This is a genomic window from Paenibacillus allorhizosphaerae (assembly GCF_042659105.1).
Classification (GTDB): Bacteria; Bacillota; Bacilli; order Paenibacillales; family NBRC-103111; genus Paenibacillus_G; species Paenibacillus_G allorhizosphaerae.
On the sequence record NZ_JBHSRV010000003.1, the window covers coordinates 121,955 to 141,169 of the forward strand.

The following is a 19,215-nucleotide window of genomic DNA, read 5'->3' on the forward strand; positions in this document are numbered from 1 at the left end:
AGCTTGTCATATTACTTCATGAGGCTGATACGTCCGTTAACCTGCCTGCATGATCGGCAGTCCAGTCCGTTCAATACACAGGTTTTTACTATATACGTACCCGTTCGGAGTTTTAACAAATTTCGGGCATTTCGGCAAGATCATTCGCATTAAAAAAAGAGTGAACAGGGACCCCTGCCCACTCCTATTTCATGTGGAAAATAAAATCACAATGAAACACCTAAGAAGCCGCGTGTTAATTGGAAATCAATGTTACCCTGCTGGTAGAGACGCGGTGTGTAGGCATGCTCAATGATTTGCTTGCTGCGCTCGAGTATCTGGTTCGTCCAAGCGTTCGGATCTCCCACGAGCAGCAAATCCAAATCATTGTCATAGTTTTGCAGCATTGCTGGCGCCGATGCCATTTGCAGTATAGGAACGAACGGATGCGCCTGCATCGGGCGATTACCGACCAACGCGATAATTAATTCTACACCCGTGGCTGCTAGGCCCGTAACCGTCTCCACCCAATGCTCGGTCGGGGTCTCCATGATGTGGAAGCCATTGCGGCGGACATGCTCGCCATACTCGATTGACGGCCGGACATTGGATGAGGTGAATATATTTTTGCTGTAAGCAGCCGTGGAAAGCAGACCGCTATTCTCAGGAACAACCACCACGCCGCCTGCGCCGACAACCATTTTGGTTAGCTTCGCCAGCTGCTCTCCGGCTTCGTCTGAGATGGAGCCATCGCTTGCGATGCCAATGCGCAGTCCTTCCAGACCAACAATCTCCTTCTCAGCAGCTCCGCCTGCTGCCAATTGATCGGCAAACCATGCTTCTACCTTCTGCGTTACCTTCGTAATTCCGCCATCAAGCTGAATGCTGGCAAAACCAAGCTGGCTCGCGTCAACACCCATTTCTTCCAACTGATGGCGCATGTAATCGTTGTGGGTTTTCTCGCAGCCATGCTCCAGCAGCAGACAATGTTTCACCATCGGGTGGGTGATATAGCCGATCATCGTTCGGGCATACAGCTGTTCTGCTTGGCCCCCCGAATTACCGCAGCCTTCCGTGTGCGCCAAAGCAACAAAGCGCGAAAGCTCGGGTTGTCCAGCATCCTGTTTGTTCAGCCGTTGCGTAATCATATTTGCTACCTGTCCGGAACAGAGACTGGTCGGCAGGATCAAGCCAATGTTATCGCTGGCTCGGCGATCTTGATGACGTGTGAAAACGAATTGGATCGGATTAACCATTGCTTCTGTATCCTCTGGAATCTCAATAGGCTCTCCAGTCGGCAAAGTGGGATACATCAATCTCTCCAGTTGGCTAGCATCATTTTGCCGCCAGTTGCGCCAGATCTGCACCTGGGCATGACCCGCCTTCTCACCAACGCTGCGCTGACCGGAGGCAATTTGGATTGTCAATTCGAATGCCTCTTTGCCGAGCTCATCCATAGATGTGCCTTCAAGAAACTGACCCGCGTTCACATCCATATCATTGGACAGCAATTGGAAGCGACGCGTCGTCGTGACCACCTTGACCGTCGGCACATAAGGGAAATTGGTGATCGAGCCGTTGCCCGTCGTAAAGAAAATCATATTGCAGCCTGCAGCCACCTGTCCGGCGATGCTCTCGAGGTCGTTGCCGGGGCTATCCATGAAATAGAATCCGCCATCCTTCATCAGCTCCCCATACTCTGTGGCATAATCAAGGCGAGTTGTCGGATCTTTCTTTCGGGCAGCACCAATGGATTTGAGATAAATGTTATAAAGGCCGCGATATTTGTTACCGCCGGATGGATTTCCTTCCGCACTAGCACCATGCCAAGACGTACGCTCCTTGAAACGGTCCACAAGCTCCAAGAATTTGCGGGCGGTTTCCACGTTGCGTACCCTCGAAAGAACATAGGGCTCGGCGCCGATTAGTTCATCGGTTTCAGCCAAGCTGGCAGCGCCGCCGTAGCGCACCAATTCTTCTGAGAGCCAGCCCAGTAGCGGGTTCGCAGAAATGCCGGAAAAAGCGTCCGAGCCGCCGCACTGCAGTCCGATCTTCAGGTGGCTAATGGATTCAGGCGTCCGCTGCATCGCATTGACTGTCGGCAGCCACTCGCGTAAAATTGTTTCGCCTTTGGCCAGATTCTCTTCAAAGCTGCCTTGGAGCGAGACAAACTTATGCAGCACTTCATCGATCGGGTAACTGTGTTCGCGTAAATACGCTTCCACCATCTTGTTTGTTACCGGTTCAATGCCATAATCAGCAATCAAGACTGCACCTACGTTGGGATTCACAATAAATCCGGCGAGCGTCCGCAATAGTAAATCCAGGTTATTAGGCTTTTCCGTGCCGCCCTCCGTATGCGCCGCCGGGACAATTCCATCGACATTGGGATAGTTCTTCAGTTCACCTTGCAGACGAGCGGCAAGCTGCTTCACATAGCTGCCCGTGCGAGAGGTGGTGCCGAGCAGAACCACGTGGTTACGAGTGCCGACGCCGCGGGCTTCACTGCGGCGATAACCCATGAAAGTACGAGTTTCCGAGTAAGCGGGTGATGCCTGGGCGGGCAGAAAGTTTGCCTCGTCAAGAACATAGGGATGAACTTGATCCGCAAAATTGGGCTTCGCAGGCAGATCAAATTGCAGCTGACGCACACGAAGTTCGTCCAATACCGCCTCGTTGATCACATAATGGCCGGGCTGTATCGCGTGCAGAGCCACACCAAAAGGCAATTCCCAAGAAAGCAGCTCTTCACCGGGAGCAATCGTCTTCACCGCGAAACGATGGCCCTCCATAACCGTATAATCCATGATCAAGGTTTGGTCTTCATAATGAATGACGGTGCCGGCGTCCAGTTGGCGAGTCGCAACCGCGCAGTTATCCCCCGGTAAGGGAAGTCTAGCAATTTCGTCAAATTGATAAACTTCGTTCATTGATTTATGGCTCCTTTTTAGTAAATTTCGCATGAAATACAAATCAAAACCCACAGCACTACTCTGTTGCGGTTCGTGTCAATTGCCTCAGGTCGCATGCGTGGAAATGGAGAACGTTGGATCCGCTCATACTTATCCGACCAATAATCAAACGTGCTTAAAGGCTTGTATATAATTTCGATTGCAATACGCAATCCCGACCTCTAGTTTAACGAACATCAAAGAGGAGCTATTCCTTGCTCTTCGTTCTCCGTTATCAAATATGTCGCTCGCCCTGTGCAGTAGTCTTTATTCCGATATGAACATTTCTGTTTTTGCAAAAGGCAATGGATTTCGGCTTATTTTTGGATGTTTGCCGCTCACTGTTGTGATGTTTCGGCAAATGATTTTTTTACATGGGATATAAGGATATGGCTTGACAGCCTCTTGACTCGAATCATCACACGGATTGGAAAATAGATAAAAGCCTTCATAATCTTCCGGGACGTTGGAATCGTCTATATGCAGATTGATAATCTCCACATGCTGAGGCATGTAGCACGTATATCCAAAATCGTGCAAGCCATTATTTCTCATGGCAAAAAGTTCAGGCGTACGGACATCACCGTTAGATGGAATCCACTTGGAGTCCCGAATGATAACATCGCCTTCCCACGTGCTGCCATAATCACTCCGAAATTCTACTAGCGAATTCCCGTAAGCGACTACATTATCAAGTGTCAACAGCCCTCTGCCAATGGCTTTGACTCCCTGCCATCCTATATAGCTATCTTTTATGGTATAAGTACCGGATACACCCATATGTGCATCAAGCCTAGAAATAACACAGTTTTCCACTCGTATATTTTTACAAAAATTAGATGCGACAACCCCCCAGCGGGTTCGGTCTGTAATATTGTTCATCCTGCAGTTTATCAACTTAAAATCAATTACACTATTCGCGTGAAGATCATAAGATCCCATCGATACCGGCTCACCCGCAGAACCAATGGTTGTATAAATCTTATGTCCGCTTACAAAGCAGTTCTGAATGGTCACATATGCACAGCGCACTGCATTTAAAAATCCTCTATATGGGGAGCCGTGTCCTACTTCGCCTGCTATATAATGGACCATTCCGTCAATCACTGTATTTGAACGAGTTATATCGATCCCGCGGCCATAATAATCGTATTTGGACTCTCCTCGGTTCGCTATTGTTGTAAAAATACCACCGCTGATTTTCAGCACGGTCTTTTCGATTGGCCATGCTTCTGCCTTAGTAATCTCCTCATAATCCCAATCAATGGGTGAAACAATAGAGCCGTCTTTATTCAATATAAAGCAGTCCGTTTGATTAGACCCGTTGTTCTGATTTAATCCAAAACGGATAAATTTCTTTACGTTTGCGTTGGTTACTATAACATAACAATCATCCTCCAAAACAATATCCAATTGTTGCTGATCTCTGGTCAATGTTGGAATCTTCAGCTCAAACGGTTTATGTACCGACTTTACATGGAAGCAAGCCAGTTTATGATTCTCTACAAAAGTGTCATCGATGGTAAATCGTGTTGTGCTCCAATCTACATCCGTTTCAATCACGGCTGTCAAAGCTTTTGATCCAATATAATAAGTAGCACTAGGTTTTGTCTTAACCGGCAAACCGTGCGTATTGGCATAGGCATGCGCAGCACATATAGCCTCCATGTCGTCTGTCTCGCCATCCCCCATTGCACCGAAATCTTCATAATTGACATATTGCATTATTTTTCCCATTGTTCCTTCCTGCCTCCCCTATTAGGACGGTCAATATTTCGGGTATTCATTGTCAATATTTTTCCATGCTATATATTTATTTCAATCTCGGTCAAAGAATGAAAAGATTCGCCGCAGCCGTCTCGTCATGCATCATAATGTATGACGTAATGTCCCATCCGGGTATTGTAATACCCCGTACTGTATTCGATGACCTCGCCCCTGTCGTCATAGGAATAACGAAATCTTTGCAATAAGGCGGTTCCGCCGGGTACGCCCAATATTTCCTCGACATGAGCCGGAGCCTCAGCGACAGCAAACTCGTCCCGAAACTTCTCCAGCGATATGTCATGATCTTCAATGAGTCCGTATAAGGACTCTTGATTCAGATCCGCTAGTTCAACCACTTCGAGCAAGGCTGTTAAATAATGCGTGTAATGAATATAGGGCTTACCGTTTAGACGGTAAATCCGTTCGATGAGAAGACAACGTTCCCCGAACAGGCGGTAAGGCTCGGTCCCCTCTTCATTCGTTATCACCTTTGCTTGCAACAGCTGCTTTTGAATATGGTGACCTTCTTCAACCAGTACTTCCGTGAACCGCTTCCATTTGGACAGCTTGGAGGCGGATGTATTGCGTTTGACCTTTGTTCCTTTACCACTGCTCTTTTCAAGATATCCTTCTTGCGCGAGCTCTTTAATCGCGTTGCGCACCGTAATTTTACTGACGCTGAATTCCGCTTCCAACTCCGGTTCCGAAGGAATGTTCATCCCCAAGGGATAGACGCCGTGCAATATGCGATCCTTAATAATATTTTTAATTTGCAAATATAACGGCCTGCTCCTCCGAGATAACTTCATTTCGGCTTTCACTACCTTTCTACATCGCCCAATGCTTCAGTCATGATCCGGACAATATCGCTCTCTGATGACATCGGGGTATCGCCAACAACGGTATGTGCCAGCATGCCTGCCGCCACTGCAAAACCGACCGTCTTTTCCGGAGAAAATTGTTCCGATTCCCCGTGGACGATCCCGCTTGCGAATGCATCTCCGGCTCCTATTCTATCATAGACCGAAAACGTGAGCGATTTCGACAAAGTGAAGATGTTCTGCTTCAACATAAATCCTTGCAATACATGGGTGTTGTCGCCGTTAATGGAGCGGTGCGTGCCCGCGATGACCCGGATGTTATATCTTTGCGCAACCGCCGGCAGCAATTCCGTTAATTGTTCGTGACGCGTTTCCTTCTCTGTCTTCATGCCGAGTACATGGATGGCGTCCTTTTCATTCATCATGACGATATCGGCCAAATGCAGCATGTCTTCTATATGAGGCTTCGCCTTTTCATAACCGTTATCCCCCCATAGAGATGGGCGATAGTTGCAGTCGAAAACGACCGTCCCGCCTTGTTCCTTGACCGTTCTCGCAAACCGCGTCATGTGCGATCTGACCGAATCGTTCATAGCCAGCGCGATCCCGCAAAAATGAGCGATATCGATGTTTTTTGCAATCGTCTCAAAATCATACGTTTCTTCCGGCGCCGTGTTAAAGCTGCTTTCCTGCCGGTTCGTATACGTTACGCGACTCGGCCTTACCCCAAAGCCGTTTTCCAGAAAATACATGCCTACGTAGTTCCCGCCGCGGGCGATGTGCTTCTCCGCGATGCCCAGCTTGCGAATGTAGGAGATCGCCGCTTCTCCTAAGGGATTCGCCGGCAGTCGGGACACAAGATACCCTGTATGCCCGAAGCGTGCAAGGGCCGATAAAACGTTCACTCCCGTGCCTGAGAAGGAGTAATTTAATGTACTCGCCTGGGACAATAATTCATACCCGGGCACCTGCAAGCGCATCATGACCTCGCCGAAAGCCGCGATCCTCTTAGCCATAAAGATCGACCAGCTTCTTCATAGTGATGAGCAATTCGCTTACGTCTCCGGCCTTCGTTTTCCCCGTTTCCGGATCGATAATCGAGGAATAGACGTGAGGGATGATCTGCGGCACCTTCGCTTCCAGCGCAATGCGAAGAATAGCTTCGAAATTATCTTTATCAATTCCGCCGGTCGGCTCGAGCGCAAAGCCCGTTTCGCCACACGCCTGCGCAATCGCCCTGAATTCCTCTTCACGTGCCAGACCCTTCATCGGAAAATACTTCAAGGCATTGCCTCCCATATCGCGGACAAGCGCAATCGCTGCTTTGACCGGTACAATCGCATGCTCGTCCTGTGCGGCGCTGACCGGTCCAGTCGAGATGTTCACATAACCGGCACGACCTGTAGGAGACACCAGGCTATTAATCCAGCTTTCCTTGCCGCCAAGATTGGCGCGCGTTGCCCCCACGGCAGGAAAGACCTGGTTCATGTGACTACCCGAGTAGTGCTTCGCAATCTCAGCGACGACTGCGGCTTGGCGGTTATCACCCGAGCCTAAGCCAACGGACACCGCTTCGTCGACGGCCCTGCCGTATTCCTTCATTGCTGCTACAGCTGCTTCGACCGTCGGATAATCTTTGGACAACACGCCGACCAAAACATAGCCTTCCGCGGCTTCAAAAATCTCTTGGGCGTTCTCTATGCTGCTTGCCAGCACATTCAAGGCCACCCGGTTTTTATAAAATCGTTTCGACATGCCGGACATCTTATTTTCCACCTGCCAATTCACGGATTCTCGAAGCGATGATCTGAATGTCATCCCCTAGAAGCGGACGCGGATCGATATCGAAATAGCCTTGTCTGACGCCGTAATCGCGCGTATAAATCGCGATCTCGCCTTCACGCAGTCCATCCACGACTTCCTTCGCTGTCGTTTTCGCCTGCCCGGCGTCAATGTGAATGCGCGCACGGAATATGGCCCGGCCAGCTTCGTCCTGTACGATGGCAACTTTGACGCCATCCATTTCATTCAGCGGCATTAACGCTTGCAGCGCCGCTTTCTCCTGCTCGCTCTTATCTTCTTTGACGCCGTATTCATCAAGTGCCTGGAGCAAGCCGAAGGTCGTTTCTTTCCCAACCTTCATGCTGCGCCCAATGCCGTGCAATTGAACCTTCAGCCAATCAATATACATTCGCTTCCCACCGACAATGCCGGACGTCGGACCCTCTATGGCCTTCGAGCCGCTGTAGATCGCAAGATCCGAGTATTTCACATGCTTTTGAAGATCTTCCTCTGCAGCGGCATCGACGATCAGCGGAATATGGCTGCGCTGTGCAATCTCCCATGCTTCCTCCAGATAAATCATGTTTTTCTGCACGCAATGGTGCGACTTCACGTAAAGGATGGCGGCTGTGTTCCCGTTAATCGCATCTTCGATATGCTCCGCCTTGCCTTCGTTGGCGTAGCCGACTTCAACGAGCCTGCCACCGCCCAAATATACCATTGTCTCCACCGGCGCCCCGTATTGGACGTTATGACCCTTCAGCATAATAATTTCATTATTAGGGATCAGCTCCTGATGCAGCCGTTCGCTCGTGCGACGGTTGCCCCGGGTCACAACGGCCGCCACGGAAAGCGCGATGCCGCTGGAGGCCGAGTTCACGATCACGGCTGCCTCCGAGCCCAGAATGCGCGCGACGTAATCTCCGGCCTTGTCGACCAAATCCGCAATCTCCACATATTGTTGTCCACCTTGTTTCATGGCTTCCATGACGGTATCCGTCGGGGCGGAAACCCCCAGGATGCTCATGCGTCCGCTTGCATTGATGACGCGTTTCAGCCCATATTTAGCATTTAATGAACTCGCCATTTACAACCACTCCCTTTGCTTTAATTGTTTTTGCGGCCTGTCTCGTTTCCCCTTCGGAATCAAAAAGTGTAAGCGGTTTATTTTTGACCGTAAAAAGTGTTAAATTCGCAGTGTCGCCCACCTGTATTCTTCCCAGCTCCGGCCTTTGCAGCCAGTTCGCCGCGTTCATGGTGACCGCTGCAATTACTTCTTCAAGCGTATAGCCTAAATGCAGAAACTTCGATAACACATTCGCCATGCTGTATACCGGACCGTTCAACCGATTCCCGCGGTAAATGTCCGTGCTGATCGTATGGAGAGGAACCCCGTGCCTTTTGGCTGCTTCCGCAATTCGAAACGAAAAGCTTGCCGTACCATGACCGACATCCAGATGTACGCCTCTTTGCGACGCATCCAGCAATACTTGCAGCGGCTTGCCTTCCTCATCAAACAAATTGTTCGGTTTCCCGTGAAGGTAGTGCGTAATGACATCTCTCTTGTGCAAGAGCGGAACAATCTCCTCGATGGCCGGAGGACCGGAACCGATGTGCACCATTAACGGAAGCGAGGTGGCATCGGACAGCGATCTTGCGATATGCAGCGGCTTGATTCCGCTGTCTCGGACAACGCTTTTGCTCATGCGCGCCTTCAATCCGACGATAAATCCTTTGTACGCCCGGGCAGTCTGTACCGCCTTCTCCTGATCCAGCCATGCCAGATCGGACAATTCATCAACTCTGGACAAACCGATCCGTGAAATATTCAAAAATGCGAACAAATTTGTTTTTGCCCGTTCTCTGCTGTCCGCTAGCTCCGCCATACAATCCGCCCCGCAGCTCCCGGCATCGACAATGGTGGTAACGCCTTGCTTTACACCGATCTCGTCAATCTCATCACCATACGGATCAAAAGTAGGAAATGCGTGGACATGCAGGTCGATCCATCCGCTTGACACATATACATTCGAGCAATCGATGATACGTTGAGCCCGGCCGCTTCCCGCCGCAGTTACCTTTGAAAGGATACCTTCCTCGACGACGAAATCGGCCGTAAAGCCATTCACGCAGGTTGCATTTCGTAAAACGAAGCTTTCCTCCATTGAGCTCACCATCTTCTATAGCATCAAAACATTATAACGTTATAGTTATAAAATAACACAGAAAAATTTCAATGTATATATAACGTTATAATGTTTGTTTATACATCCTTCAATGATATCTCCGAATGCAGGTAACACTTTTAAAATTGATTCATCGTCAAAAATGCTTACTGGTCGTTTTGCGTTATTGCATTTGTATACAAAATGGAAATACAGCCATAATAAACATAGTTTCTTATTCCATTGGGAGGAATACGGTTTGCTCCAACGAACTCTTCAGTTCAAAGTACCCATACAAATGGGGAATGCGATCTGGTTTTTGATTTTGGCTGCTCTAAGCTTGATTCTTGTAGCTTATACTTTTTATAAAAAAAAAACTTGAAGTTATTGCCTTTGTTTTTAGGGCTGGGCGCAATTGCGTCTTATTTCGAAAATGTGATTTTGCACTGGTTTCATAGCTACGAATATACCCCCGGCATATTGAATATCCGCTATTACGACTTATCATTAGGGGCATATCTTTCCCAAGTCTACTATGTCTCATCGGTCGCCTTTTTCATTGCTGCGTTTCAACTTCGCTTTGGCTGGACACTGCTTTTTTCAGCAATGTTTGTCGGTATCGAATACGGTTTTTTAGCATTAGGGGTTTATAAGCTGATTTGGTGGCATCCGGCTTTTACCGGAGTTGCTTTGCCTGTTTATTTTTGGATAGCCAAGAAGTGGTGGATCCTTTTATTGCAAGGCTCCTCACGCTTTATTCGATGGTTTACTTTGGTAGGGACGAATTACGTTATCTATGCTGATCTTGAATCAATCCCTTTTTTTAGCGGCCACTATCATTTTACGTCCGGTTGGTTTCAAGACCTAGCGAGAGACACGGTAGTAGTGCTTATAATCTATACTACCGTCAGAGCTGCGATCACAGCTACGGTTTGTTTTTACCGACTCCATTGGAGCATTTTGGGAATGGTGACAGCAATATTATGGATAGGTTATCTTGTTTCGATGCAGTTGCACATTTTGACATTCAAATACCTATGGAGCTTTTATGTATTTTCGGCGTACGATATTGTGATACTGTTCATTTGTTGCAAGTTCAACCTATTGCTGTTGAATAATGCTCGTGACAAGACGACTTTGCGATCCTGGTTTCAACCATAGTCGCAAACATTACTCCTCGCGTATTTGGCAACGATAGCGCCCCCAACAATCGTGCCTTCACCTGTAATGACAGCCTCGTCGGGAAACAGATAATGAAGAAAGCCGCGATTTACGCGGCAATGATGATGCATTATGACAGGGGCACACCTCTATCGTAAACCTCGCAATCCAAAGCTCGAACCAAGAACTAAAAGCTAAAGGATACAGGGGCACCTTTATAAACGATCTTCTCGTCACAAACGATCTCGCAATAGTCCGGCTTCATATGAACATCGATCAATCGCCCCCGGTACCGATATCCTGTTATGGAGACGTTCCCTTCCTGAGGCGGATTAGGAAATACCGTAAGCGTACCGTCCATCCCGGGTTTTAATCCTGCCATGCCGAACAATATGGCTTCGCAACCGGAAAGACCGGCAATGACGTTCGCACGCTTGTGGGCGGGTACTGCAGGACGGTCGCAAAAATGTTCTTGAGGAAAGTATGGCAAATGCCTTCCCATCCAGAAAAGCCGCTTTAACACGTCCCATGCGAGCTCCGATTGTCCGCTTTCCCACAGCGTAAGAGCCAATATTGTGCATTCTCCCGTATAACTGCCTCCGCCGGACCAATCCGGATCGTTCAGCTCATAATGAATTGTATCTTCGGCCGAAATGCTGCTTACACCGTAAGGAGCGAGAAATGCGCCGTCCCGCAAATGCGAAAGCAAAGCGGTCGTCATGCTTTCCGTGCATGCACCCATTCGTAGCGAATCGTAAGCTTGAACCGTGTACACCCGTTCGACGTGGCCATTAGGATACCTGCAAAGAAACCATCCCGCTTCTGCATCCCACAGATGCTCCCGAAGTGCGCTGCGGATCCGTTCCGCTTTATCCCGCAAGCGCGAAGCTTCGCCGTTCCCCAGCCGCTCGGCCATATCCGCAAGCCGGTCATAGCACCAAGCCCTCTCCGCGTTCGGGCTGGAAACGACATGCTCGTGCGCAGCGCTTCGCATCTCAAGCAAGTTGCGCTGCTTGCCGTAATCGAGCAGCTCACCCCAGGAAGGAAGCCTTTCTTCATCGGCCAGCAACAGATTCCGCATCACATCGTACAACGCCAACCCTTCACCGTGCTGTTCCAGGTTGCTCCAGACCAAATTGAAAAAGGACCAAAGACTGTAGGAGTATGGAACATCCTTGCCCTGTCCGCTCGGCGAAAATCTCGAATGGCGTTCAATGCCGCTGCCGGCCATAAGCTGTGCCAATTCCATCGTTTTTCCGCTGCCGAGCAGCATGGCTAACATCCTTCCAGCGTAACCGCCTGCATCCCACGGATAACAGCAAATGCCTGCGCCTTCGATACCGGACACGACCGGGAACGGCTGCATGGCAAAGTCGGGATGTTCCCATAGACAGATCAAGCCGCTGACCAGCGAACGCCGGTAGTAATCCTCAAGCCCGGGTATATCGCTTTTCAGCCCAGGAACGGCTTGGCACGTGCGCTGAATCCTTTCCAGCCACACATCTTCTGTACGCCGCTCCCAGCCCGCAAGGCTATCCATACCCGTGCATGCTTCACCGCTGCGAGTTAGTACAACGGCCATACGGCAGACAGCCTCCTGCCCTGGCGAAATACCGGGCGACCGTAATTCTTCATGCAGGAACGTCATTCGCACCTGATGATTTTCCCAAATCCCCGTACCGCAAGCTTCCGCCGACTCCCCTGGAGCCGGATGTCCGAAATCCCAATCGTCCAGTCCGTGCCAGCTTAGCCGACCGGGCGTAAGGCAAGGCTTTACGCATAGATCGATGCTTCGATCGTTTCGGTTGACAATAAATATAGATACGATAAAACCGGCCCGATCCGCAAGCGGAACTAGCGTGCTCCGGACGGAGAGAGATATCAGACGGCCTTCATGAAAATAATGATAAGTCCCTTTTCGCTCAATGCGGTCCGGACGCCACTCGGCTCCCGAATACAACAGTCCGCAATCCCCTTTTCCAAAACTTCCGGTATCGCCAACGATATGACCGTCGGCTTCGATATCAAGCAGAAGCTGAACGTCGTGAGCAGCAAACGGAGGAGAGAACAAGCCCTTCACTCCCGCAACCGTATTGGGAAGGGGAGCAACGGTACTATACCCGCTGCACACCCAAATATGATTGGACGGAGCCAAGCTCGCCCGCAAATCGAAAGCAAAATCATTCAATTGATAACTCATGGTTTCACCCTATCCTTCGCGGGGATGAGCCGGCCAGCCGCAGTTATTTTTTATTTGAATCTATCCACTTGTTGATCTTTTCGTTCGCTTCTTTCAAGGCCGTGTTAAGATCTTTGCCATTAAAATACTCCTCGAAGCTTTGAAACGAAATATTTCTTACCAAAGAATCGTATGGCGAATAAACCGGAGCCGGAGCCGGGCTGCTTTTGAAAATGGACTGCAGGTTTTTCCCTTTCAAAAACGCCATATCTGCGCCCAGCTGTTTTTTCATCTCGGGATTTTTCAATGCGGACAACCGTGCCGTCGATCTTGCGCTCTTGAGCTGTACTTCATCGGAAGTAGCTACGCTCAGCAGCTGCATCGCTTGATTTTTGTATTTGCTTGTCTTGGTAACGGCAAATATTTGCGTATCGACATGAGCGTACGTATTCGGCTTCTCTTTGAAGCTCGGAAATTGCGCCACATCCCAGTTCAATCCGTTTTTCGCGGCATCTTCAAGTCCGATATTCAGTAAGTTATTGTAGGGCAGCATCGCCACATTTCTGTCTTTCATAAACCAGTTTCGCGACTGGTAGGAGTTCAGCTTATCCGGCGTATTGTTCGGAATCGACCAGATGTCCTTGGCAAGCGTAAATATGTTTCTCCAGCCGTCACTATCGATCGCCGATCGGTTCGTTTTGGGGTCCACCAAGGTGACAGGCAGCTGCATGGCCATGCGTGCGATCGTGTCGGGATCGAGCCCTTTGTACGTTACCCCGTTGTCTGAACGCGAAAGCTTCTTCGCTACCTCGATGACTTCATCCCAAGTCATGCCGTCCTTCGGATAAGGGACGCCGAATTTATCAAAAAGATCTATATTGTAAAATAATCCGCTGAAATGTGCGAAGAAAGGCAACCCGTACATTTCCCCCTTTTCCGAAAGGATTTTCACGGAATCGAGCAAGACCGGATCGAAGCGGCTCAAATCCACCTGATGCGCTTTGGCCAGCGGCGTAATATCTTCGAGCAGATCCAACGTTTTGAATCCGGTTAAATCGAGATTCGAGGCATAGATGATATCCGGCGTCATTCCTGCAGCGATAAGTTCCTCGATCGTCGTACCTTTCCCGGGCCGTATCACTTCAATGCTAATGTAAGGATACTTCTTGTTAAGCGCCTCTACGATAAGCGAATTCACATCCTGATCGCTAAATGAACCGTTGGAGAAGTACAGTTTCAGCTTCACTGGAGTCGTGTCTACAACCGGTGCCTTATTCATTTCGTTTTGTTTTGCTTCGCTCCCGGTACCCGTCGCCCCTCCTCCCCCACAGCCTGCAATCGCCAGCACCATGGCCGTTAATGACATCAGCAATGCTTTCCTCTTTAGCATTTACGCCTCTCCTTCTTTCACAATTATTCGTGATGAAGCGCTTGCATTTTTAAGCAAAGAGTACGTTTAAACTTACTTCCCCTTAGCGGAGCGAGCTTCAATTCAATCTTGGCTGCACGAATCATTGAAAGCGGTTACTAATGTAGCAACATTTGTTCGCCATTGATGCCGGAAAACCACAGGAGCCTCCTTCTCCGAAAAATCTTTTACAGGATTTGCTTACACTATAATTGATTTATTTGATACGATGCTACCTAACTTTTTTGGATAAATTTACGATTTTTTGTAATATCGAAAATGACCGATTTATGAGCTATAACGGAGAAAAGAATACATCGTCTAAAAGTCGCTTTCCTTTACTGTTGGAATGAGGTCATTCTGATGAGCCTCGACTCTTGCCTTCTATGTGGATACCGTTCTATCCGTTGTGTTCAAACTTATGTTGTTTTGTGATATAAATGGAGTACAATACTTACTTTTGTTGTGCAGGGAGGGACTACCGATGGAGCCAGCACAGAAAAAAGTAGAGAAATTCGAGGGAAGTCGTTTTCCATTTACGATGACCATTCAGCAAGATCGCTTTTCTCTTGTTGATCCTCATTGGCATGAGCACTTGGAATTTATCAAAATATTACAAGGTCCGGTACGGTTTCAAATCGATAGTCAAAGCTTCGACGCTGAAACGGACGAAATTTATTTTATCAACAGCTGCCAAGTTCATTCGGTAACGTGCTTGCCCGGAGTTAGCGGCCGCATTCGAGGCATGGTATTTGATAGGGCGCTTTTGCTTTCGCCTGGGAACCTTGAAATCACACATCTTCTCACCCTATTTTACAGATCGAACAAAATTCTCAACAAATACGGCAAGTCCCACCCGTTTTGGCAGGAACTGAATGCTGAAATCGAAAAGGCTTACCAAGAATTCACTCAAGCGAATGTAGGGTACGAGTACAACGTTCTCTCTAGCGTATACCGCATCATGATTTCATTGCTGCGATTGCACCAACAAGATTTGAACAAGCATACTCCCCGCCATTATGTAAATCAATACATGAGGCTAAAGCCGGCTATTGATTACATGGAGGAGCATTTTGCCGATAAAGTGTATATGGATCGCATATGCGAAATCATCAACATGAACACCGATTACTTTTCCAGCGTATTCAAGAAAGTTTTCGGCCTACCGCCAGTGCAATATTTGACCAAAGTACGCATTGACCACGCCAAGCGCCTGCTGCTGGACCAGCAAAGATCCATTACGGAAATCGCGGAGCTTAGCGGATTTTGCAATATTAATTATTTCGATAAAGTGTTTAAGGAACAAAGCGGTTTTACGCCTATGGAGTTTCGCAAACGATATATCAATCAGGACTAGCCGGGGTGCAATAAATGTTTGCAAGACAAATTGGTTATGGTTTCGCAAGCTGATTATGGCATTGTATTGAAGCGCTTACAAACATTTGCAATTTCTGCCGCGGAGTTTAGCGATTTACGCGGCACATACTGAGATCATGATCTTGTTCTTGTCACTTAATATGAATTTTCGTCTGAGCGTCTTTCGTTCCTCCCCTCTCTACGAGTCAGTGAACGGAATAAACTTGCAGCGTTCACGATCCACTCGCAGAAAACGCCGCCGCTTGCATGCTGTTGTGTTTTAAACCATCGATGGGGACTTGACTTCCCGCCTCACTTCTTCGATGATCTCCCGAACCCCCTCCTCGATTTGCTCCGGCTGCGCCCGTGAGATACTGATCCGCAAAAACTTCTCCCGTTCCAAATAATTCGATAAATAAAACTGCTTGCCGGAGACAACAACGATATCCTTTGCCGCAAGCCGCTCGATTAGGCGTTCAAGATTGACCGTCTGTGGCAGCTTGAACTGAACGTACACACCGGAGCGAACATCCGATATACTAAGTAATCCTGCATCGTTATACTGCCGCACCGCCTCGTTCAGAGCGCGAATTCGCGCTGCATATTGGCTGCATATTTTACGTTTGTGCCGATCATACATGCCGTTTTTGATATACACTTCGAGCGCCGCCTGGGACAGCTGCGAGGTGTCCGCGTATCTTTTGTATTCGCAGAACGACTCAAGCAGCTTTTCCGGCAAAACGGCGGCGCCGAGCCTGAGTCCCGGAAAAATGATTTTCGAGAAACTTTTCAAATAAACAATGTGCGACGTACGGTTATAGGCGTATATGGGATCGGTGCCCGGCTCTTCGCCTAAGTCTGCCATATAATCGTCCTCTACGACGTATACGTCATATTTGCTCGCCATACGTGCGATCGCTCTCCTCTCGTCCGCGCTGTACGAGGTGCCGAGAGGACTGTGGTGCCTGGGCATGGTATAGAAAAACTTGATTCCGCCCTGTCTGAATTTCTCCTCCAATTCCCGTAAATCAATACCTGCTGTCGTACGAGTGATTCCTTGTACCGGAATCCCCTCCGCCTCAAGAAACCGCAAATAAATATCGTAGCTCGGCTGTTCGACCAGGATGACCGAATTTCCGTTCGGAAACGGTATTTTCGCCAAAATCTCTAGCGCCTGATTGGCACCCGACGTTATGATGATTTGTTCCATTTTGGCAAACACCTGATATCCAGCCAAATGGGATACAAGCGTCTGACGAAGCGTCTCCAGTCCTTTCGAATTGCCGCAGGTGAACAGATCGTACTTGTAAGTGTCTAAAGCTTTGTTCAAGCAGTGCTGGAAATCCAGATACGGAAACACGCTTGGATCCGGCGAAACGGAGGAAAAATCGACTGTCTTACTCTCCGTTACGTTGAGCCGTTTTCCCAGCTTTTCCACCACGTAATAGCCACTTTGAGCAATCGAGTAAATGGCGTGGCATTTCTCCAATTCCACGTATGCCCGTGCTATTGTGTTGGCGCTGCAGCCGTACAGCTTCGCGGCATTGCGGACGGAAGGCAGTTTTTGACCCGAAGCGAACTGCCCTTCGTTGATTTTTTGCTCTATATCGGTGAGAATATCCAAATATTTTTTCATTCCGCCCCCTCGCTTTCTTAATGCCATTATACTATACTCGATCAACTGTATTGATACACTTTTGGAAAAATGCTATTGTTCCAAGCCGCGGATTGGCATAACATAGCACGTAACGGATTCAAGTTCGCGAACACGATCCCGGCATGGTTACAAATTACACACAAAGGAGTCGATCGAAAATGTCATCCGCTGTTCAAACCGACTTTTTCACCATAATCCGTGAACGTCATTCCGTAAGATATTTCGATGCATCATACAAACTCAGTGAACAAGAAATCAAGGAGCTTCTGGAACTTGCCGGCAGCGCCCCGTCGTCTTGGAATCTTCAGCATTGGAAGTTCATCGCCATTACCGAGGCGGCAGTCAAGGAAAAACTGCTTCCTATTGCGAACGGCCAAAAACAAATCGTCGACGCTTCCGTTATCGTCGCCATACTCGGTGACCTGCAGGCCAATCAGAATGTCGAAGCCGTATATAGACCCGTTATTCAAGCCGGAACTGAAGATGCTTATGCGGGTTATTCTTCTCACCGGATCATGTTCGATCAAATTGAAGAGGCTTATGCAGCGGGCATATCTTCCTCATATCGGCGCGACGAAGCGATTCGCAACGCATCGCTTGCCGCTATGCAACTGATGCTCGCTGCTAAAGCGAAAGGTCTCGACTCGGGCCCGATGGTCGGCTTCGACGCTGACGCCTTCGTCAAAGCATTCAATGTCCCGCAGCGTTATGTTCCGGTCCTGCTTGTAGCCATCGGTAAGGCGGCTAAACCCGCCCGGCCTACCTCACGCTTCCTAGTGGAGCAGACGATCATCTGGAACGGGTTTGAGCCTGAAGATCGATGCTCTTGCTAAAGAAGTAGAGGAATTGATTCTTAGAACCGCGCCCGGATTCCGCCGTTCTGAATCGGTTCGCTACGGTCGACGTTAACTTGATCGTACTCGCAGATGCCGCATATACTGTTCCACATGACGCATAAACAAATGGTCCAGACTGTTCAAATGATCTTCCCTGTACATGATAAAAATTTGATTCAACGGAAACGGATTGTGTTCAATCGGAATCGCCACCATCTCTCCCGACTCGATTTCCGTTTGCATGTACAGCGGGCAAGATAGAAAAATGCCCATCGTGCTTTTAATCCAAAATTTAATCAGCTGCAAATTATTCGTTTCATAATGGGGATCGTACAGCATATTCAAATCTTTGAAGGTTAGGTCGATTTTTTGCCGATAGAGGCTGTCGGCTTCGTATAGGATGAGCTTTTCTTTCAATACATCTTGCAGGCTAAGCGTATCGCGTTCCGCATAAGGATGTTCACGGGAGATGACCGCATAAGCCGGGTGAGCATAGAGCAGCTTGAAGGTGATTCCCGGGTCATTGGCGGTATAACGGGTGATGCCGATTTGGATATGCTTGCTTTTGAGCATTTTGATCTGTTCCTCCGTAGAGTAACAGTGCACCTTCAGCGCGATGCCCGGATGCGCGGCCATGAAGCTCTTCAGAATCGAAGGCAGGATCGTGCCGGCAAACGAGTTGTTGCAGCCAAGAGACAGCGTACCGGTCAGCCCCTGATTCATCTGCTCGATCGCCTCGCGTCCTTGATCGAGCGCGGCCAGCGCGCTTAGGGCATAAGGCAGGAACGCATGGCCTTCTTGCGACAAGCGGACAGTTCCGTTCGCGCGTATGAGCAGCGGCTTGCCGAGTTCCCTCTCCAGCTGCTTGATCCGGTGCGACACGGTAGGCTGCGGTAGAAACAGCTTCTCCGCGGCTTTGGATATGCTGCCGAGACGGTAGATGGACACGAAGGTTAGAATCTGATCGAAGTTCATATCGCACCTCCTTTTTCGCAATAATCAGCGCTTTGGCACTTAGCTGAAGCTGCAATAAGGATATTCAAAAAATGAATAAGGTCATTCATTTTCGCTCATTTACTTGTCTTGCCATTCTTCATAGTATAGATACTGCAGGTAGGCTTCCTTTGTAGGATATACCTGTGAGCTCACCAAT

At 48.7% G+C, this 19,215-nt stretch carries 14 protein-coding genes; 3 read left to right on the top strand and 11 right to left on the bottom strand.

Annotated elements, in window-relative coordinates; all coding sequences use genetic code 11:
* Nucleotides 1-206: 206 nt before the first annotated feature.
* The 7 genes from ACFQI7_RS13870 to ACFQI7_RS13900 form a co-directional block, all read right to left on the bottom strand.
* A complete protein-coding gene (locus tag ACFQI7_RS13870) occupies nt 207-2,909 on the bottom strand; it encodes a UxaA family hydrolase (protein WP_218101452.1) in 2,703 nt (900 codons plus the stop codon).
* Nucleotides 2,910-3,197: 288 nt separating this feature from the next.
* On the bottom strand, nt 3,198-4,667 hold the full coding sequence (locus tag ACFQI7_RS13875) for a hypothetical protein (protein WP_218101451.1): 1,470 nt from the start codon (nt 4,665-4,667) through the stop codon (nt 3,198-3,200).
* Between the two features lie 125 nt (nt 4,668-4,792).
* Nucleotides 4,793-5,506, bottom strand: coding sequence for a GntR family transcriptional regulator (locus tag ACFQI7_RS13880; protein WP_377516961.1), 714 nt, complete (start codon nt 5,504-5,506; stop codon nt 4,793-4,795).
* 11 nt (nt 5,507-5,517) lie between these two features.
* Complete coding sequence (locus tag ACFQI7_RS13885; RefSeq protein WP_218101449.1) at nt 5,518-6,534, bottom strand: sugar kinase; 1,017 nt, start codon at nt 6,532-6,534, stop codon at nt 5,518-5,520.
* Nucleotides 6,527-7,282 (bottom strand): 2-dehydro-3-deoxy-phosphogluconate aldolase, encoded by a 756-nt coding sequence (gene dagF, locus ACFQI7_RS13890; RefSeq protein ID WP_218101448.1) that lies wholly within the window; start codon nt 7,280-7,282, stop codon nt 6,527-6,529. Before dagF ends, ACFQI7_RS13885 begins: the two co-directional genes overlap by 8 nt.
* Nucleotide 7,283: 1 nt before the next feature.
* Complete coding sequence (locus ACFQI7_RS13895) at nt 7,284-8,387, bottom strand: DgaE family pyridoxal phosphate-dependent ammonia lyase (RefSeq protein ID WP_218101447.1); 1,104 nt, start codon at nt 8,385-8,387, stop codon at nt 7,284-7,286.
* On the bottom strand, nt 8,365-9,465 hold the full coding sequence (locus ACFQI7_RS13900; protein ID WP_218101446.1) for an amidohydrolase/deacetylase family metallohydrolase: 1,101 nt from the start codon (nt 9,463-9,465) through the stop codon (nt 8,365-8,367). The genes ACFQI7_RS13895 and ACFQI7_RS13900 overlap by 23 nt, the downstream gene beginning before the upstream one ends.
* Nucleotides 9,466-9,858: 393 nt before the next feature.
* Here ACFQI7_RS13900 and ACFQI7_RS13905 point away from each other — a divergent pair, with 393 nt between their 5' ends.
* Nucleotides 9,859-10,626 carry a hypothetical protein gene (locus ACFQI7_RS13905; RefSeq protein ID WP_218101445.1) on the top strand — a complete coding sequence of 256 codons (768 nt, stop codon included), beginning with the start codon at nt 9,859-9,861 and terminating at the stop codon, nt 10,624-10,626.
* A 187-nt stretch (nt 10,627-10,813) separates the two neighbouring features.
* On the opposite strand, the gene ACFQI7_RS13910 is transcribed toward ACFQI7_RS13905, so the two are convergent.
* Together ACFQI7_RS13910 and ACFQI7_RS13915 are read right to left on the bottom strand one after the other, a co-directional pair.
* A complete protein-coding gene (locus ACFQI7_RS13910; RefSeq protein ID WP_218101444.1) occupies nt 10,814-12,826 on the bottom strand; it encodes an MGH1-like glycoside hydrolase domain-containing protein in 2,013 nt (670 codons plus the stop codon).
* Between the two features lie 43 nt (nt 12,827-12,869).
* The gene (locus ACFQI7_RS13915) at nt 12,870-14,195 is read right to left on the bottom strand and encodes an ABC transporter substrate-binding protein (protein ID WP_218101443.1); all 1,326 of its coding nucleotides are present in this window, start codon (nt 14,193-14,195) and stop codon (nt 12,870-12,872) included.
* A gap of 502 nt (nt 14,196-14,697) precedes the next feature.
* Between ACFQI7_RS13915 and ACFQI7_RS13920 the strand changes: the two genes are divergently transcribed.
* Entirely contained in the window at nt 14,698-15,570 is an 873-nt protein-coding gene (locus tag ACFQI7_RS13920) for an AraC family transcriptional regulator (protein ID WP_218101442.1), read from the top strand.
* A gap of 279 nt (nt 15,571-15,849) precedes the next feature.
* Here the strand turns inward: ACFQI7_RS13920 and ACFQI7_RS13925 are convergent, their stop codons facing one another.
* Nucleotides 15,850-17,205: an aminotransferase-like domain-containing protein gene (locus ACFQI7_RS13925; RefSeq protein ID WP_218101441.1), complete on the bottom strand. Its 1,356-nt coding sequence runs from the start codon at nt 17,203-17,205 to the stop codon at nt 15,850-15,852.
* 179 nt (nt 17,206-17,384) lie between these two features.
* On the opposite strand from ACFQI7_RS13925, the gene ACFQI7_RS13930 reads away from it, so the two are divergent.
* Nucleotides 17,385-18,059, top strand: coding sequence for a nitroreductase family protein (locus tag ACFQI7_RS13930; protein ID WP_218101440.1), 675 nt, complete (start codon nt 17,385-17,387; stop codon nt 18,057-18,059).
* A 72-nt stretch (nt 18,060-18,131) separates the two neighbouring features.
* Here the strand turns inward: ACFQI7_RS13930 and ACFQI7_RS13935 are convergent, their stop codons facing one another.
* Nucleotides 18,132-19,037, bottom strand: coding sequence for a LysR family transcriptional regulator (locus ACFQI7_RS13935; protein ID WP_218101439.1), 906 nt, complete (start codon nt 19,035-19,037; stop codon nt 18,132-18,134).
* Between the last annotated feature and the right edge of the window lie 178 nt (nt 19,038-19,215).

Coding starts and splice junctions, on each gene's coding strand:
- ACFQI7_RS13870 (WP_218101452.1), bottom strand. CDS start 2,909: ATGAACGAAGTTTATCAATTTGACGAAATTGCTAGACTTCCCTTACCG.
- ACFQI7_RS13875 (WP_218101451.1), bottom strand. CDS start 4,667: ATGGGAAAAATAATGCAATATGTCAATTATGAAGATTTCGGTGCAATG.
- ACFQI7_RS13880 (WP_377516961.1), bottom strand. CDS start 5,506: ATGAAGTTATCTCGGAGGAGCAGGCCGTTATATTTGCAAATTAAAAAT.
- ACFQI7_RS13885 (WP_218101449.1), bottom strand. CDS start 6,534: ATGGCTAAGAGGATCGCGGCTTTCGGCGAGGTCATGATGCGCTTGCAG.
- dagF (WP_218101448.1), bottom strand. CDS start 7,282: ATGTCCGGCATGTCGAAACGATTTTATAAAAACCGGGTGGCCTTGAAT.
- ACFQI7_RS13895 (WP_218101447.1), bottom strand. CDS start 8,387: ATGGCGAGTTCATTAAATGCTAAATATGGGCTGAAACGCGTCATCAAT.
- ACFQI7_RS13900 (WP_218101446.1), bottom strand. CDS start 9,465: ATGGAGGAAAGCTTCGTTTTACGAAATGCAACCTGCGTGAATGGCTTT.
- ACFQI7_RS13910 (WP_218101444.1), bottom strand. CDS start 12,826: ATGAGTTATCAATTGAATGATTTTGCTTTCGATTTGCGGGCGAGCTTG.
- ACFQI7_RS13915 (WP_218101443.1), bottom strand. CDS start 14,195: ATGCTAAAGAGGAAAGCATTGCTGATGTCATTAACGGCCATGGTGCTG.
- ACFQI7_RS13920 (WP_218101442.1), top strand. CDS start 14,698: ATGGAGCCAGCACAGAAAAAAGTAGAGAAATTCGAGGGAAGTCGTTTT.
- ACFQI7_RS13925 (WP_218101441.1), bottom strand. CDS start 17,205: ATGAAAAAATATTTGGATATTCTCACCGATATAGAGCAAAAAATCAAC.
- ACFQI7_RS13930 (WP_218101440.1), top strand. CDS start 17,385: ATGTCATCCGCTGTTCAAACCGACTTTTTCACCATAATCCGTGAACGT.
- ACFQI7_RS13935 (WP_218101439.1), bottom strand. CDS start 19,037: ATGAACTTCGATCAGATTCTAACCTTCGTGTCCATCTACCGTCTCGGC.